This is a genomic window from Halomonas sp. 141 (assembly GCF_002810305.1).
Lineage (GTDB): Bacteria > Pseudomonadota > Gammaproteobacteria > Pseudomonadales > Halomonadaceae > Vreelandella > Vreelandella stevensii.
In genome coordinates this window covers 15,113-31,521 of sequence record NZ_PINZ01000037.1, presented here as the reverse complement: position 1 = coordinate 31,521, position 16,409 = coordinate 15,113, and the positions used below count along the sequence as shown (strand labels likewise).

General features: G+C 60.7%; 16 protein-coding genes and 1 rRNA gene. 6 read left to right on the top strand and 11 right to left on the bottom strand.

Features of this window, described 5'->3' with window-relative positions; all coding sequences use genetic code 11:
- Window positions 1-71: ribosomal RNA gene (rrf, locus tag CWI66_RS18715) — 5S ribosomal RNA — on the top strand; the annotation flags it as partial.
- Window positions 72-185: 114 nt separating this feature from the next.
- A complete protein-coding gene (locus CWI66_RS13790) occupies window positions 186-1,517 on the top strand; it encodes a deoxyguanosinetriphosphate triphosphohydrolase (RefSeq protein ID WP_016915647.1) in 1,332 nt (443 codons plus the stop codon).
- On the opposite strand, the gene CWI66_RS13785 is transcribed toward CWI66_RS13790, so the two are convergent.
- From CWI66_RS13785 to CWI66_RS13775, 3 genes are all read right to left on the bottom strand, one after another.
- Window positions 1,514-2,422, bottom strand: a complete 909-nt coding sequence (locus CWI66_RS13785; RefSeq protein ID WP_016915648.1) for a nuclease-related domain-containing protein — start codon at window positions 2,420-2,422, stop codon at window positions 1,514-1,516. The genes CWI66_RS13790 and CWI66_RS13785 overlap by 4 nt on opposite strands.
- A 61-nt stretch (window positions 2,423-2,483) precedes the next feature.
- On the bottom strand, window positions 2,484-2,858 hold the full coding sequence (locus CWI66_RS13780) for a translation initiation factor Sui1 (RefSeq protein ID WP_016915649.1): 375 nt from the start codon (window positions 2,856-2,858) through the stop codon (window positions 2,484-2,486).
- A 19-nt stretch (window positions 2,859-2,877) separates the two neighbouring features.
- Window positions 2,878-3,576, bottom strand: a complete 699-nt coding sequence (locus CWI66_RS13775) for an HAD family hydrolase (RefSeq protein ID WP_016915650.1) — start codon at window positions 3,574-3,576, stop codon at window positions 2,878-2,880.
- Between the two features lie 225 nt (window positions 3,577-3,801).
- Between CWI66_RS13775 and CWI66_RS13770 the strand changes: the two genes are divergently transcribed.
- A complete protein-coding gene (locus tag CWI66_RS13770; protein ID WP_016915651.1) occupies window positions 3,802-4,119 on the top strand; it encodes a hypothetical protein in 318 nt (105 codons plus the stop codon).
- 11 nt (window positions 4,120-4,130) lie between these two features.
- Here the strand turns inward: CWI66_RS13770 and CWI66_RS13765 are convergent, their stop codons facing one another.
- The 7 genes from CWI66_RS13765 to tkt form a co-directional block, all read right to left on the bottom strand.
- The gene (locus CWI66_RS13765; protein ID WP_016915652.1) at window positions 4,131-4,475 is read right to left on the bottom strand and encodes a hypothetical protein; all 345 of its coding nucleotides are present in this window, start codon (window positions 4,473-4,475) and stop codon (window positions 4,131-4,133) included.
- A 116-nt stretch (window positions 4,476-4,591) separates the two neighbouring features.
- Complete coding sequence (gene fba / locus CWI66_RS13760; protein WP_016915653.1) at window positions 4,592-5,656, bottom strand: class II fructose-bisphosphate aldolase; 1,065 nt, start codon at window positions 5,654-5,656, stop codon at window positions 4,592-4,594.
- Window positions 5,657-5,696: 40 nt separating this feature from the next.
- Window positions 5,697-6,863, bottom strand: a complete 1,167-nt coding sequence (locus CWI66_RS13755) for a phosphoglycerate kinase (protein ID WP_016915654.1) — start codon at window positions 6,861-6,863, stop codon at window positions 5,697-5,699.
- 44 nt (window positions 6,864-6,907) lie between these two features.
- Window positions 6,908-7,945 carry a type I glyceraldehyde-3-phosphate dehydrogenase gene (locus CWI66_RS13750; protein ID WP_016915655.1) on the bottom strand — a complete coding sequence of 346 codons (1,038 nt, stop codon included), beginning with the start codon at window positions 7,943-7,945 and terminating at the stop codon, window positions 6,908-6,910.
- A 58-nt stretch (window positions 7,946-8,003) separates the two neighbouring features.
- Window positions 8,004-8,723 (bottom strand): LrgB family protein, encoded by a 720-nt coding sequence (locus CWI66_RS13745; RefSeq protein ID WP_100731991.1) that lies wholly within the window; start codon window positions 8,721-8,723, stop codon window positions 8,004-8,006.
- Complete coding sequence (locus tag CWI66_RS13740; RefSeq protein WP_081137895.1) at window positions 8,713-9,066, bottom strand: CidA/LrgA family protein; 354 nt, start codon at window positions 9,064-9,066, stop codon at window positions 8,713-8,715. Before CWI66_RS13740 ends, CWI66_RS13745 begins: the two co-directional genes overlap by 11 nt.
- A gap of 51 nt (window positions 9,067-9,117) precedes the next feature.
- Window positions 9,118-11,109 carry a transketolase gene (gene tkt / locus CWI66_RS13735; RefSeq protein ID WP_100731990.1) on the bottom strand — a complete coding sequence of 664 codons (1,992 nt, stop codon included), beginning with the start codon at window positions 11,107-11,109 and terminating at the stop codon, window positions 9,118-9,120.
- Between the two features lie 243 nt (window positions 11,110-11,352).
- On the opposite strand from tkt, the gene metK reads away from it, so the two are divergent.
- The gene (metK, locus tag CWI66_RS13730) at window positions 11,353-12,573 is read left to right on the top strand and encodes a methionine adenosyltransferase (protein ID WP_016915659.1); all 1,221 of its coding nucleotides are present in this window, start codon (window positions 11,353-11,355) and stop codon (window positions 12,571-12,573) included.
- Window positions 12,574-12,761: 188 nt separating this feature from the next.
- Window positions 12,762-14,441 carry an NAD-dependent DNA ligase LigB gene (gene ligB, locus CWI66_RS13725; RefSeq protein ID WP_100731992.1) on the top strand — a complete coding sequence of 560 codons (1,680 nt, stop codon included), beginning with the start codon at window positions 12,762-12,764 and terminating at the stop codon, window positions 14,439-14,441.
- On the opposite strand, the gene CWI66_RS13720 is transcribed toward ligB, so the two are convergent.
- Window positions 14,438-15,373 (bottom strand): AEC family transporter, encoded by a 936-nt coding sequence (locus CWI66_RS13720; RefSeq protein ID WP_100731989.1) that lies wholly within the window; start codon window positions 15,371-15,373, stop codon window positions 14,438-14,440. The two genes, ligB and CWI66_RS13720, sit on opposite strands and share 4 nt — an antisense overlap.
- Before the next feature lie 140 nt (window positions 15,374-15,513).
- On the opposite strand from CWI66_RS13720, the gene metF reads away from it, so the two are divergent.
- Window positions 15,514-16,353, top strand: a complete 840-nt coding sequence (metF, locus tag CWI66_RS13715; protein WP_100731988.1) for a methylenetetrahydrofolate reductase [NAD(P)H] — start codon at window positions 15,514-15,516, stop codon at window positions 16,351-16,353.
- Window positions 16,354-16,409 lie beyond the last annotated feature (56 nt).

Here is a 16,409-nt window from a genome sequence, read left to right as displayed (position 1 = left end):
TCAGAAGTGAAACCGCTTAGCGCCGATGGTAGTGTGGGGTCTCCCCATGTGAGAGTAGGTCATCGTCAGGCACTTATCCCGTAGAAAGCCCCGAGCACACTGTGTTCGGGGCTTTTTGCTGTGTGTTAAATTTGTCTACACCCGCTGCTTTTATGTCAGAATGAAGGCTCCAAGGAGGAGGGCCGATGACACAAATGCAATGGGATCAGTTACTTTCCCCTCAACGCTTACATGACAAGCGCCCCGGCAGTAACCGCGAAATAGGGCGCACTCCTTTCCACAAGGACCATGACCGCATCGTTTTCTCAGGCTCCTTTCGTCGCTTGGGGCGCAAGACGCAGGTGCATCCCCTTACCGAAAATGACCATATCCATACGCGGTTGACCCACTCCTTGGAAGTCGGCTGTGTGGGCCGCTCGTTGGGCATGATCGTCGGCGAGTTGCTGCGTGATCGGCTGCCGGAGTGGATCACCCCAGCTGACCTGGGCGTCATCGTGCAAACGGCCTGTCTCGGGCACGACATCGGTAACCCCCCCTTTGGCCATGCCGGTGAATATGCCATTCGTGACTGGTTTCGCCGTGCCGAGGGGAGTGGCTTGCTGGAGGGGCTCGCCGAACAGGAGCGCCAGGATCTGCTGACCTATGAGGGGAATGCTCAGGGATTTCGTGTCATTACGCAGATCGAGTACAACCAGTTCAACGGCGGCATGCGGTTGTCTGCAGCAACCCTGGGGACTCTGTTGAAATATCCCTGGACCGTTCGCTATGGTGGCCGCGCTGGCAAGTTTGGCTGTTATCAGTCCGAGCAGGCGTTGCTCAAGGAAGTCGCTGACGCCGTGGGTCTGATTCCTCAGGGCGAGCAGCGCTGGTGCCGTCATCCACTGGCGTGGCTGGTCGAAGCGGCGGATGACATCTGTTATGCGCTGCTGGATCTGGAAGATGGCCTCGAAATGGGGATTCTGCGTTACGAAGAAGTCGTCGAAATACTGCGTCAGATTGCTGGCGAATTTCCCCCTGAGTATGAAGAGATGCAGCGCAAGAGTGTCTCGCAGCGCCGCCGTATCGCGCTACTGCGGGGGGCAGCCATGGAGCGTGCGGTCAATGATGTGGCGGCCGTGTTTGTACAGCATGAGCAGGCGCTGCTGAGCGGTACCTTGAGCGATGACCTGCTGGAGCTTTGCCATCCGGATCTGGGCTGGGGCGTGCAGTCTGCCAAGCAGTTGGCTCGAGAACGCATTTTCCAGAACGAGCGCAAGGCCAAGCTGGAAATCGGTGCCTACACCACGCTGGGGATTCTGCTGGAGGCGTTCATTGGTGCTGCCCATGAGCTACACCATACCGGGCAAAGCTCTTTCAAGCATCAGCGCGTGCTGGCACTGATCGGTGAAAACACGCCGCTGCCCTCCTGGACGCTTTACGACAGCTACCGTCGTATGCTGGATTTCATTGGTGGCATGACCGACCACTACGCCGTGGACCTTGCCCAGGAAATGGGCGGGCGGCTGCGCGGGGATTAAACCGACGGGTGGCGCAAATGTTTTAGCTCCATCAGCCGTACCCGTTCCAGCAAGGTATGGATGACCTTGTCATGGATGACGTCGCTCATATGGCCCGGTTTAAGCTCGCTCAACTGGCGTGACAGCCGCTCTCCGCTGACCACCAGAATGTCCGAAGCTGCCTCACTGGTATCGATTTGCCAGCCAGGCAGCACCAGCACGCCTCGAACGGGAACAGGCACCCCACAGCGTCGCTCCAGCCACTGGGTGAGCCAATTGACCCCCTGACGCGTCTTGTGCAGTGGGCGACGCTCCTGCCAATGGGGAAAGCGCAGCCGTTCGCGTTCGACGGCCACGCTATTGAGCTCGCGGCCATCCGAACCTATCGCCAGCGCTCTGGCGCGGGTTTCGACGACAAAGACGCCATGGGGCGTCACGACCACGTGGTCGATGGTGAAGCTGTCGGTAGGTACGTCGTGAAACACATAGTAAGGGTGTGCCTCCGGACGGATGAGTCGCTCCAGCTCCTGGCCAACGGCCAGCTCGCAGGCCAAGCCCAGCTTCAGGCGACGGATACGCTGGTAATCGCGTACCAGCAGCAGTGAAAACGCCAGTACCAGCAGCGTGCTGAGCAGCCCGTACAGTGCCCACTCCACCCAGTCCTGCTGCTCCACGAACAGCATGCGGCCCATGCCGTAGACCAAGGGCGCCAGACTCACCAAAGGCCCTAGCGTACCGTTTAGAAATAGGCTCGAGAATGCTTGATCCAGCCGGTAACGCAGTGCCTGCCCAGGCTCGTGAAGCGGGGCATCGAAAGGAGACTGCACGCGAGCATCATGCAGACTGCGCAGCGCCAGCACGATACCGCCCATTGCCGCCATCGGAAACAGGAAAATGAGAGGTAGCAGGTATTCCAACCAAACCATTGCGATGCCTTGCCCTTGAGCCGTTTACCAGAAGTAGAGCGATTGGTGCTACATCAATACTTCAACCGCCTGCCAATTTTACCTGATACCCCATGGAGGTTAGCGCGTCACGCAGGGTTTCGCGATGATCTCCCTGGATTTCGATCACGCCCTGCTTGACGGCGCCACCGGTGCCACAGCGCTGCTTCAGGGTCTTGGCCAGTGCTTTCAGCTCCGCGTGGGCCAGCGGTATACCGCTGATGGTGGTCACACCCTTGCCTTTGCGGCCACTGGTCTCTCGTCGAATTCGCACGATGCCATCCAACGTAGCCAATCGTGCCTGTTCGCTGGCGTCTTCGCAGTGGCAGTCGTCAATCGCGGCACGGCACTGGGGGCATGTCTTGCCATGCTCGGTGGAATACACCAGACCACCCAGTTGGTCACGTAATGAAGCCATGTCTTGTCTCTGCTGAGGGTTATTTCGCTGTCGAGTGATGCGGCATTGCCGTGTGCCATCGCTCGCGGGTCAAACGCTCCACAACGGCAGGCAACTGATACATGTTACTGATCATGATAGCGCCTTCCGGGGTATTTTCGGCATCTGGAAAGCGGTTTAAATGAATCACCGTCATGCCCGCTTGAAGTGCTGCCCTGACGCCGACCAGCGCATCGTCGATGGCAATGCACTGTGCGGCAGCAAACCCCATGATGCTGGCCGCATGTAAGTGCAGGCACGGCTCGGGTTTCCAACAGTTGGCGGTATAGCCGCTGAACAGGCGGTTATCGAAGTAATGGGTCAGGCCCGTGGCTTTCAGCGCCGCGCGTATCTTCGTTTCCGGGCCGTTGGAAACCACCGCGCTGGGGTAGTGCGACAAGGCTTCCAGTGCTTCCAGTGCCCCGGGAATGGTGGTGAGTTCGTTGGTCAGTCGCGTGGCCAGGTTGGCGCGCATATCGTGCTCCATGCGCTCGAGTTGTTCGATGTCGACTTGACCATGGCGGTCCTGCAGCTCGGCGACGATCCTGCGAAAGCGGGCGCCGCGAAATTCGCCCATATAGTCGGAGGCAGCGAAGGGAAGCCCCACCGTATTGAGGCCGCGTGCCATTTCTTCGGCAAGCAGGGGTTCGCTATCGACGAGCGTGCCATCACAGTCAAACAACAAAAGTGGAAGCGGCATGTCAGTTCCTTGCAGTACCTGAAGCACTACGCATGTTGGGGTAAGCCGACCATCTTGCTATTGAACGGGATTTTAGCTCCTTTGTGAACACTGTTTGATAATTTTTTACGTTTTCGTCGATGGCGGAGTCGCTGCACGTCGGGAAAGCCCCTGGCAGGTGCTTATCCCTCGGAGCGGCTATAGTGAACAGGTGCAACGACATGCATCATGAAAAAGGAGATTGATATGCGAGTATCCCCTTGGCTATTACCTTGGGTTTTGAGTGCATCCTTGTGTGTAGTCGCGGCCAGCGCGTGGGCAGATACCGCGGCTGAGAATGGACAGCACGAAGCGTTGGATGATGCGGCGCTGGAAGAGACGTACGGTATCAAGGCGGGGGCCGTCCGACGCGACGAACAGCCCGCCTCACAAGCGCAGGAAGATGCTGGCGACGATGATGAAGAGCATGCCGAAGGCGGCACTGGGGGCACCGGCAGTGCCGATGACGCCATGTTGCAAGGTGAAGACGAACAGAGCAGTGAAGAGCAAAGCAGCGATCAGTAATGCGATGCCGCTTAACGCGACAAGCGTCGTGAGTTGGCACTGCTGCGCCGATGGTAAGGCTTCATGGCTTGTTGACTGGTTGTCCACCATGGCGCGTACTGACCGCGCATGGCGCTGAACAAGACTTTTTGCATGATGAGGCCAGCTTCCACGCTGGCCTCGATCTTTTCAGTCACCATGCGCTGGTTTTCACGCATCATGGCAGGACTGAAAAAGGGCTGCGTTTGCCATAGTTGCTGACGCATGGAAATCGTGGAGAGCGAAGAGCTCCATAGCTCCATGCCCATGATGCCTGCTTTCCACAGGTCAAGGAACATCAGGGGCGGTGTCAGCATTGGCAGAGGGGTGTGCTTCATGGAGAAGGCTACCTGGTGAAGAAATGGGCGGAGTTGTTTAGTAATAGCTCATTATTGCTGCATTGCAATAAAAAAGGCGACCCGAAGGCCGCCTTGATGTCGTCGCGAGGCGCTGCTTATTTGATCTTGGGCGCCAGCTCACCACGCTCGTAGCGCTGGAACATGGCTTCCAGGCTGATCGGCTTGATCTTGCTCGCGTTGCCTGCGGTGCCAAAGGCTTCATAGCGGGCAATACACAGATCGCGCATGGCTGTGACGGTTTCTTTCAGGAACTTGCGCGGATCGAACTCTGATGGGTTCTCGGCCATGAAACGACGCACGGCGCCGGTCGAGGCCAGACGCAGGTCGGTATCGATGTTGACCTTGCGCACTCCGTGCTTGATGCCCTCGATGATCTCTTCCACCGGTACACCGTAGGTTTCCGGGATCTGACCACCGTAGCGGTTGATCACTTCCAGCCACTCCTGGGGCACCGAGGAGGAGCCGTGCATGACCAGGTGGGTATCCGGAATACGAGCGTGGATCTCTTTGATACGCTGGATCGAGAGCGTATCGCCCGTGGGCGGCTTGGTGAACTTGTAAGCGCCGTGGCTGGTGCCGATGGCAATGGCCAGGGCGTCCACATGGGTCGCCTTGACGAACTCGGCAGCCTCTTCCGGGTCGGTGAGCATCTGCTCCATATCCAGCTTGCCTTCGGCGCCAATGCCGTCTTCTTCACCGGCCATGCCGGTTTCCAGGCTGCCCAGACAGCCCAGTTCGCCTTCTACAGAGACGCCACAGGCATGGGCCATTTCAACGGCACGACGGGTCACGTCAACGTTGTAGTCGTAATCCATCGGCGTTTTACCGTCTTCGCCCAGGGAGCCATCCATCATCACGGAGGAGAAGCCGAGCTGAATGGAGCGCTGGCAGACAGCCGGGCTGGTGCCGTGATCCTGGTGCATGACGACCGGAATGTGCGGGAACTCTTCCACCGCCGCCAGAATCAGGTGGCGCAGGAAGGGGGCGCCAGCGTATTTGCGTGCGCCAGCAGATGCCTGCACGATCACCGGGGAGTCAGTCGCGTCAGCGGCTTCCATGATGGCCCGCATCTGTTCCAGGTTGTTCACGTTGAACGCGGGAATGCCGTAGCCGTATTCGGCGGCGTGGTCGAGCATCTGGCGCATGCTAATCAAAGCCATGGGGTCACCTTATTGGGTTGTATGTTCAGAGTTCTAAGTATTAGCGCTGAGCAGCGGCTTCCAGCGCGGCAACGGCCGGCAGCTGCTTGCCTTCCACGTATTCGAGAAATGCTCCGCCGCCGGTCGAGATATAGGAGACTCGGTCAGCGATCGCGTACTTGTCGATGGCCGCCAGGGTGTCTCCACCTCCAGCAATAGAGAACGCGGCACTGTCGGCAATGGCGCGGGAAATGACCTCGGTCCCCTTGCCGAACTGGTCGATTTCAAACACGCCCACGGGTCCGTTCCACAGGATCGTGCCAGCATCCTTGAGCAGGCTGGCCAAGTGGGCGGCCGTGTCGGGGCCAATGTCCAGAATCATTTCGTTGTCTGCCACCTGATCGACGGGCTTGACCACCGCCTCTGCTGCTTCGGAAAACTCGGTGGCCACCACTACGTCGGTAGGCAGCGGAATCTTCACCTTGGCCATCAGCGCCTTGGCCTGGTCGAGCAGGTCTGCTTCGTAGAGCGATTTGCCCACATTATAGCCTGCTGCCGCAATAAAGGTGTTGGCGATACCACCACCGACGATCAATTGATCGCATTTTTCCGACAGTGCGTTCAGCACGTCCAGCTTGGTGGAGACCTTCGAACCGCCGACGATGGCCGCCATGGGGCGTGCGGGATTGGCCAGCGCTTTCTCCAGGGCATCCAGTTCCTGGGCAAGCAGGGGGCCAGCACATGCCTGGGGAGCAAAGCGCGCGACGCCATGGGTAGAGGCCTGGGCACGGTGAGCGGTTCCAAAGGCGTCCATCACGAAGATGTCGCACAGTGCGGCATACTGCCTGGCAAGCTGTTCGTCGTCTTTCTTCTCGCCACGATTGAAGCGCACGTTCTCCAGCAACACCACGTCACCGTTCTGCAGCGTCGGGGCGGTGTCGAGGTAGTCGTTGACCAGTTTGACGGGGCTGCCGAGCAGTTCGCCCAGGTGCTCGGCGACAGGGGCCAGCGAGAACTCGTCAGCGGGTTCACCTTCCGTGGGGCGGCCCAGGTGGCTCATGAGCAGTACTTTGGCGCCCGCCTTGGCGGCAGCTTGTATGGTCGGCAGCGCAGCACGCAGGCGAGCATCGCTGGAAACACGGCCGTTCTTGATCGGCACATTCAGGTCTTCACGAATCAGTACGCGCTGCCCATCCAGGGGCAGGTCGGTCATCTTTTGCACGTTCATGTGAGCGGTTTCCTCGTGTTCAAGCGAATGAAAGGTCGTGGCGGTCATGCCCGCTGGCGTAGCGTTGCCAGCCGCTGGCTGATATCCAGCATACGGTTGGCAAACCCCCACTCGTTGTCAAACCAGCACAGCAGCTTGAGCAGGCGCTTGCCTGCCACTCTGGTTTGCGTGGCGTCCAGAATGCCAGAGCGAGGGTCGTGATTGAAATCGATGGAGGCCATGGGGGCCTCGGTATAGCCCAGCACGCCTGCCAGCCGCTGTTGGCTGGCCTCGCGCAGCAGTGCATTGACCTGCTGGGCATCGGTGTCGCGGCGTACGGTAAGCGAGACATCCATGGCCGAGACGTTGATCGTGGGAACGCGCACGTGCAGACATTCGAAGCGGCCTGCCAGCGTTGGCATCAGACGGCTGATGCCCACCGCAAGCCCAGTATCGACCGGGACGATGGACTGCATCGCCGAGCGGGTAAGGCGCAGGTCGGTCTGGTGGTAGGCGTCGATGACTGGCTGGTCGTTCATGGCCGAGTGAATCGTGGTGGTGACACCGTGCTCCAGCCCCAGCGCTTCATCCAGTATCGTCAGCAAGGGCACCAGGCAGTTCGTGGTGCAGGACGCCGCCGAGAGGATGCGCTGTGCACCGCTGAGCTCATGCTCGTTGATCCCCCACACGATGGTGGCATCCACGTCGTTTTCTGCCGGTTGGGAAAACAGCAGCTGCCGTGCACCGGCCTTCAGGTGCCGCTCCGCCGTGGCGCGATCCTTGAAGCTTCCTGAGCACTCCAGGACCAGATCGATATCCAGGGCTTTCCAGGGAAGCGCATCGGGGGCGCGTTCACATAGCACCTGAATGCGCTGGCCGTTGATCACCAAGGCATCACCCTCGTTCTCGACCTCGCCAGGAAAACGCCCGTGGGTGGTGTCGTAGCGGGTGAGATAGGTGATGGTAGCCAGGTCGGAAAGTTCGTTGATGGCGACCACTTCCAGATCGGGATGGCCACGCTCCACCAGTGCACGCAGTACGCACTGGCCGATACGTCCATACCCATTGATTGCAATGCGAAACTTAGCGGTTGCGTTAGCCATGTCGCGAAGCGGCCCCAAAAAAAGTGGCTAGATGATAACGTACTTCAGCGCCCGTTGCTCAGTTGCCAGCTCCCAGCAGACCCCAGGCGAATGGCAGCAGCAACGCGGTGAAAATGCCCGTCAAACTCATCCCGAGGGAGGCAAAGGCACCGGCAGTGGGGCTCATCTCAAAGGCCCTGACGGTACCAATGGCATGGCCGTTGAGCCCCAGAGCGAATCCGAGCAGGCGCTCGTCGGTAATGTCCAGCCATCTGGCAGCGAGGCTCACCATCGGGATGGTGGCGACGCCAGTAACCAGCAGCGCGCCCATCAACAAGGCAACGCTGCCACCCAACTGTTCGGTGATCCCGATGGCAATCGGGGCAGTGACGGACTTGGCCGCGATGGAGGCGAGTACTTCTGGGCTGGCGCCAAGCAGCCAGGCAATCCCCAGGGAATAGCAGGCGGCCAGAGACGCCGCCACGGGCAGGCAAGCCGCCAGGGGGCGCCATAGCTCACGGATACGCGGTAGCTGTTGATAAAGAGGCATGCCGAGTGCCACGGTGGCAGGCCCCAGCAGTACGGTCAGCCAGGTCGCCCCCTGTTGGTAAATGGGGTAAGGCAAGCCCAGCACGGCAAGCGTAGCCGCCAGCAGCAAGGCAGCAATCAGTATGGCGGGTAGCCAGGCCGGGTGGCCCAGCCGCCGGAACAGCGCGGTGCCCAAGAGGTAAGCCGCGAGCGTCAGGCCCACGGCAAACAAGGGCGTTGCGGTCAATAAGGTGAGCGTGTCACTGGCCATGTTCACGTCCCATCAGACGCTTGAGCAACCACAGCGTGGTCAAGACGCTGAGCAGCGTGCCCAGGAGCAGCGCCGCCAGGATGGCCAGCCACTGTCCGGCCAGTTGATCGAGAATGAAAAAGACCCCGACCACGCCGGGCATGATCAGCATGGCCAGTAGCGCAATCAGGGGCTGGGCGGCGGCGGCAAGGCTGGTGGGCACACGGCCGATAAGGGCCAGAGTGACGCACAGCAGCAACATGCCGACCACGCCAGAAGAAATGGGCAGGCCGGAGAAGTGAACCACGGCTTCTCCGACCAGCCAGTAGCCGATCAGCCAAAGCAGGCCATTCAGCGCGGGCATCTATAGGCCCGCGCTGCCTGTGCCGGCGTGATCAGGCAAACTGAGATAAGCTCAGCCGAGCAGCTCATTGGCCTGCTTGACGATATTCTCGACCGTAAAGCCAAAGTGCTTGAACAGCTCGCCTGCCGGGGCCGACTCACCGTAGGTGGTCATGCCAATGACGCGCCCTTCCAGACCAACGTACTTGTACCAGTAGTCGGCGTGGCCCGCTTCGATGGCAATGCGCTTGGTCACGGCTTTGGGCAGCACGCTCTCGCGGTAGTCGGCGTCCTGACCGTTGAAGCGGTAAGTAGATGGCATGGACACCACGCGCACGGCCTGGCCCTGCTGCTCGAGCGTGGCCGCGGCTTCCATGGCCAGCGCCACTTCGGAGCCGGTGGCAATCAGGATCAGCGCGGGCGTGCCGTCGCAATCCTTCAGCACATAACCGCCGCGCTGGATGGCGGCTAACTGGGCCTTGGTGCGCGGCTGGTGCGGCAGGTTTTGACGCGACAGTACCAGCGCAGTGGGGCCGGAGTGGCGTTTGATGGCCGCATCCCAGGACGCCGCCGTCTCCACCGCATCGCAGGGACGCCAAGTGTTCAGGTTGGGCGTGGTGCGCAGGCTGGTGAGCTGCTCGATGGGCTGGTGGGTCGGGCCATCTTCACCCAGACCGATGGAGTCGTGGGTAAACACGTAAATGGCCTGCTGGCCCATCAATGCCGCCATGCGCACGGCATTACGCATGTACTCCATGAAGATCAGGAAGGTCGCGCCATAAGGAACGAAACCACCGTGCAGGGCGATACCGTTCATCACTGCGCCCATGCCGAATTCACGCACACCGTAGTGCAGGTAGTTGCCGCTGGCATCTTCAGGAGTGATCGCTTTGGCGCCTTTCCAGAACGTCAGGTTGGAGGGCGCGAGGTCAGCGCTGCCGCCGAGCAGTTCCGGCATTTGCGGGCCAATCACGTTCAGCGCTTCAAAGGAGGCTTTACGTGAAGCGATGCTTTCGCCTTTGTCCTGGGCCTGCTCGATCAGCGCTTCGGTGGCCAGCTCCGTGGGCAGCTGCGCTTTCATGCGACGCTTGAACTCACGGGCCTGCTCGGGGAATGCTTCGGTGTAGCGAGCGAAGCGGCCTTCCCACTCCTGCTGGCGAGCTTTACCCGCTTCGCGAGCATCCCAGGCGGAGTAAATGGGCTCGGGAATGTGGAAGGGAGCATGCTCCCAGCCTAGCTGCTTGCGCGCCAGCGCTACTTCATCGTCACCCAACGGTGCGCCGTGGGACTCTTCTTTGCCCTGCTTGTTGGGGGCGCCAAAGCCGATGATGGTCTTGCAGATGATCAGGCTCGGCTTGTCGTCCTGGCTTTTTGCCAGCTCGATGGCGGCTTTGACTTCTTCAGGTTTGTGGCCGTCGACGTTGGGCACCACGTGCCAGCCGTAGGACTCGAAGCGCTTGGCGGTATCGTCGGTGAACCAGCCTTCGACTTCGCCATCGATGGAGATGCCGTTGTCGTCGTACAGAGCAATCAGCTTACCCAGCTGCTGAGTGCCGGCCAGCGAGGCCGCCTCATGGGAAATGCCTTCCATCAAGCAGCCATCGCCCAGGAAACACCAGGTGTGGTGGTCAACGATGGTGTGGCCGGGGCGGTTGAACTGTGCGGCGAGGGTTTTCTCGGCAATGGCAAAGCCGACGGCGTTGGCAAAGCCCTGGCCCAAGGGGCCGGTGGTGGTTTCGATGCCGGGGGCGTATCCGTACTCAGGATGGCCTGCCGTGGGCGAGTGCAGCTGGCGGAAGTTTTGCAGCTGTTCCAGGCTGAGTTCGTAACCGCTCAGGTGCAGCAGCGAGTAGAGCAGCATGGAGCCATGGCCGTTCGACAGCACGAACCGGTCGCGATCGGCCCACTTGGGGTCTTCGGGGTTGTGCTTGAGGTAGTCATTCCACAGCACCTCGGCAATATCAGCCATGCCCATGGGTGCGCCGGGATGGCCAGATTTGGCCTTCTGAACGGCATCCATGGAAAGGGCGCGAATGGCATTGGCCAGCTCAAAACGGGACGGCATGGGGTGCTCCTCGCCTGAAAACGGAAAGAATAAAAGCGCTATTGTCGCTGACTTCCTCGGCGGCGGCAAATTCTCGAGGTGCGTTCTGGGAAGAACCCCCAACAGCGTGTAGACTCTGCCTCCCGAAGTAGTAGTGAAAAGGCTCTGCTGCTTCTATATACGGGCAGGGAACCTCCTGCCATGATTTCCTGCTGATGCTGCGGTCATAACGAAGCAGCCGTCATACAGAGGGTCGAGTGCGCGATGAGCGAATATTCCCTGTTTACCTCCGAGTCCGTTTCCGAAGGTCATCCTGACAAGATTGCTGACCAGATTTCTGATGCGGTGCTGGATGCCATTATCGCCCGTGACAAGCAGGCGCGTGTTGCCTGTGAAACGATGGTGAAGACGGGTGTTGCCATTATTGCGGGTGAAATTACCACCTCGGCATGGGTTGATCTCGAAGCGCTGGTGCGTGATGTGATCACCGATATCGGCTATACCTCCTCACAGGTAGGCTTCGATGGCGCCACCTGTGGCGTGATCAACCTGATCGGCAAACAGAGTGTGGATATTGCTCAGGGCGTTGATCGCACCAAACCCGAAGATCAAGGGGCGGGTGACCAGGGCTTGATGTTCGGTTATGCCACCAACGAAACCGACTCCTTCATGCCGGCCCCTATTCACTACTCCCATCGCCTGGTCGAGCGTCAGGCAGAGCTGCGCAAGCATGGCCTGCTGCCTTGGCTGCGTCCTGATGCGAAGAGTCAGGTCACCTTCCGCTACAATGCCGAAGGCCAACCCTGTGGCGTGGATGCCGTGGTGCTGTCGACCCAGCATGACCCGGAAATCGACCAGGAAGACCTGCGCAAGATGGTCAAGCGCGAAATCATCGAGCAGGTGATTCCCGCAGAGTGGCTGGATGCGAACACCCAATATCATATCAACCCGACCGGCAAGTTCGTGATCGGTGGCCCAGTGGGCGACTGTGGTTTGACGGGGCGTAAAATCATCGTCGATACCTACGGCGGCATGGCCCGTCACGGCGGCGGTGCGTTCTCGGGCAAGGATCCGTCCAAGGTAGACCGCAGTGCGGCCTACGCGGGCCGTTACGTGGCGAAGAACGTGGTTGCTGCAGGCTTGGCCGACAAGTGCGAGATTCAGGTGTCTTACGCCATCGGTGTGGCAGAGCCCACCTCCGTGTCGATCGACACCTTCGGCACAGGCAAGATCGACGATGCGAAAATCGTCGAACTGGTGCGCGAGCATTTTGACCTGCGCCCCTATGCGATCACCACCATGCTCGACCTGCTGCACCCGATGTATCGTCTGACCTCTGCCTACGGCCACTTTGGTCGCGAGCCGTTCGAGCATAGCTACCGTTGGACGGACGACAAAGGGGAAGAGCATACCGAGACGTTTACGGCGTTCCCTTGGGAGAAAACCGACAAGGCCGACGCGCTGCGCAAGGCGGCTGGTTTGTAAACACCTGGTCATACCGCTGCCCTGATAGCGCCCCCTGATGAAAATCAGGGGGCGTTTTTATTCTTTCCTATTGACTGAACAACGTAACATTGCATCACGCCCCGTTTGAGTTAAGTTAACGTTAGTACGGTGGTTCAGGCGCGGTGGTGCAGGCACCGATGGCTTTGCTGATCATCAGGGGGGCGGCGATGGTGTGGCGGTGGATATTCAGAGCAGGGTGGCTGAGTGGCCTGTGCGCTCTGGCGCTGACGACGCAGGCCGAGGAGTGCCCGGCATGGCCACAGGAGCGCCTTGCTCAAGAGCGCCAGACGCTGGCCGAGCATATCGCGCTGTGGGACCGTGCCTACCATGACGAGGGTGAGTCGCTGATTGCCGATGAGCTTTACGATCAGGCGCTGGCGAGGCTGACGCATTGGCAAACCTGTCTGGACGATACCACGCCCCACCGTCCCCTGACCCGATCCACCCGTAGCGATGGCACGGTGACTCACGCGGCTGCGCAAACCGGGCTCCACAAGGCCGACGAGGCCGGAGTGCGGCGTTTTACCAGCCGTCGCCAGGGGCTATGGATCCAGCCCAAGGTGGACGGTGTGGCGGTGACTTTGCGCTATCGGCAAGGGATATTGGTCGAAGCGGTCAGCCGCGGCGACGGGGAGCGCGGTCAGGACTGGACCGAGCGCGTTCGGCAACTGCCCGATGTGCCTGCTTTGCTGCCCGAGCCGCTATCGGCGGTGTTCCAGGGTGAGCTCTATTGGCAGCTTGATCGGCATATCCAGTCGCAAGCTCCCGAGATTGGCGCGCGCGGTGCGGTGGCCGGGGCCATGGCGCAGCAGGCACCCAGTGAGGCGACGCTTTCCCGCGTTGGCTTGTTCGTGTGGGATTGGCCCGATGGGCCTACCGAGATGGCGGAGCGGCTGGCGCGACTGACGGCGCTGGGGTTCGACACGGCCGAGTACACGCACCCCGTTACGGGCCATCAGCAAGCGGCTGAATGGCGGGAGCGCTGGTTCAACGAGCCGCTGCCCTTCGCTACCGATGGCGTGGTGCTCAAGCAGGCCGAACGCCCTGGCATTCGTCACTGGTCGGCGTCGCCTCCGGAGTGGGCCATCGCCTGGAAATACCCCGCGCAGCAAGCGCTGGCCCAGGTGCGTGGTATCGAGTTTCGGGTGGGGCGCACTGGGCGAGTGACGCCCGTGTTATGGCTGTATCCCGTGAGCCTGGAAGGGCGCAGCATTCGTCGTGTATCGCTAGGGTCGCTTGAGCAGTGGCAGGCCTGGGATGTTCGCCCAGGAGACCACGTCGCCGTGACGCTGGCAGGGCTGACGATTCCTCAAGTCACCAGCGTAGTCTGGCAGAGTGCTGAGCGGGCGCCGCTCAGTGTGCCATCGCCAGCGCGTTATGATCTGCTGAGTTGCCTGACGCTGACCCCCGATTGTGATGCCCAGCTATTGGCACGCCTGACCTATCTGGGGAATCAGCTAGGTATGCGTGGCATCGGCGAAGGCACTTGGCAGGCCTTGATGCGTGCCGGGGTCGTGACGGAGCTAATGGGCTGGCTGGCGCTGTCGGAGGCGCAGCTGCAACAGGCCCATGGTATTGGCCCCGCCACGGCCGCCTCGCTGGCGGCACAGTTTGCGGCGGCACGGCAGGCGCCCTATGCCGCCTGGTTACGTGCGCTGGGCGTACCGCCGGGCGGCAGCGCTGAGCTGGGGGAGTGGGCAACGCTGGAAGGACTCTCCCGCGCCGAGTGGCAGGCCCAGCCTGGGGTGGGCCCCGTCCGAGCCGAAGCGCTGGTGGCGTTCTTTGGCCATCCCGAGATCCAGCGGATGGCACGTCAGCTTCAGCAGGCGGGTGTGGAGGGCTTCTAGGCCAGCCCGGTCAGGTAGAGCATCATCCCCAGATAGAACGGGATCAGCAGTGGCGCCAATAGCGTCGTGGTCAACACGGCCAGGGCGCCTTTTTGGGGCTGAATGCCCAGCTCCATGGCCACGACCACCACATTGGAGGCCATCGGTACCACCCCCAGCAACAGCAGCGCCATGGCCAGCTCCGGTGCCAGCGGCGTCAGCTGTTGCAGCACCAGCACGGCACCGACCATGACCAGTGGCCACAGAGCGTAGCGCAGCCCCACGCAGGCTGCCACGAAGCGCGTATCCCAGGCGGCCAGCGTCACCTGGCTGAGCGTCATGCCAATGATCATCATGCCCAGCAGGGTGTACGTGGCGGGAAAGACGGCCAGCGAGTTCATCATGGGCTCGGGGAGCACTACACCCAGCGAGCTGAGCAGCAGGGCCAGCAGGAAGGCATAGACCAGCGGCAGGCGGGCAATCTTGATCAGACTCTGGCGCACCGAAAAGTGCCCTCGCGCGCTCAGGTAAAAGCCCACGGTAAATTCATACAGGTTGATCCCCAGCATGCAGAACAGGTACAGCGTGACGCCCTCCGGCGGCAGCAAGATCAGCGCCACGGGCAGGCCGAAATAGCCGGTGTTGCCGGTGCCGGAGGAAAAGGCCAGCAGAGCACCCTCCAGGGGGCCGAAGCGATGGCGGGTCAAGCGATGTACCAGCAGCGCCATGGCGCTGGCCAGCAGAAACATGGCCAGCGACAGGGTCAGATAGGCTGCCGTGGGGCCGCCGTTCATCAGCGCGCGGAAAATCGTCAGGGGAGCAATGAGATAGACCAGCAGCGTGGCAATCGGGCGGGGGTCGATCTTGAGCCGCTGGGCCGCAAGGAACCCTAACCCGACATAGCCCAGCAGCATCAACAGTGGCCCCATCAACGTCGCGGGTGCTAAATCCATTGCTCCTCCTTGAATTTGGTCTGCCGAACAACATGAGCCGAATTGAAGATCGTGCGTGAAATCTTTCATTAGCCGCCACGCGGGTAAGCAGCGAGAATACCTCACATAATGATCACTTTGTTGTACTGCGAGGATACACCATGGGCAGCCAGGAACATCCGTTAGGTATCAGCTTCGAGTTTTTTCCGCCCAATACCGATGCCGGCCGGGAGAAGCTGATTCACGTGCGCGATGAGCTGGTCGCATGTAACCCTCGCTTCTTCTCGGTGACCTACGGGGCTGGCGGGTCCACGCAGGCGCGTACCCGCGATATCGTGCGTACCGTGAGTGAGAGCGGTATTACCACCGCCCCGCACCTTTCCTGTATCGGCAGCGAGAAAGCCCAGCTACGTGACCTGCTGGCCCAGTATCAGTCGGAAGGCGTGGATAGCCTGGTGGCGCTACGTGGCGATATGCCGTCCGGCATGGGCAGTATCGGCGAGCTGCGCTACGCCAACGAGCTGGTCGAGTTCATCCGTGCCGAAACCGGTGATCACTTCGATATCGCCGTGGCGGCCTATCCAGAATCTCATCCACAGGCTCCCAGCCTCGACAAGGATGTGGAAAACTTTGCCCGCAAGATGAACGCGGGCGCCAATATGGCGATTACCCAGTACTTCTTCACCGCCGACGCCTACTTCCACTTCGTGGACAAAGCGCGGGCGCTGGGTGTCGAGCAGCCGATCATTCCCGGCATCATGCCCATCACCAACTACACCAAGCTGGCGCGCTTTTCCGATGCCTGCGGTGCCGAAATCCCCCGCTGGATTCGCAAGCAGCTGGAAGCCTATGGCGATGACAGCGAGGCTATCGCGGCCTTTGGCACCGAGGTGGTGACGCGCCTGTGCGAGCGCCTGCTGGATGGTGGCGCGCCGGGGCTGCACTTCTATACGCTCAACCAGGCCGCGCCGGTCATGAAGATCGTCGATAATCTCACCTGACCGGTTGCCGATGTGATCCATGAGAACCGACCTGCGTCCTCTGGCGCAGGTCGGTT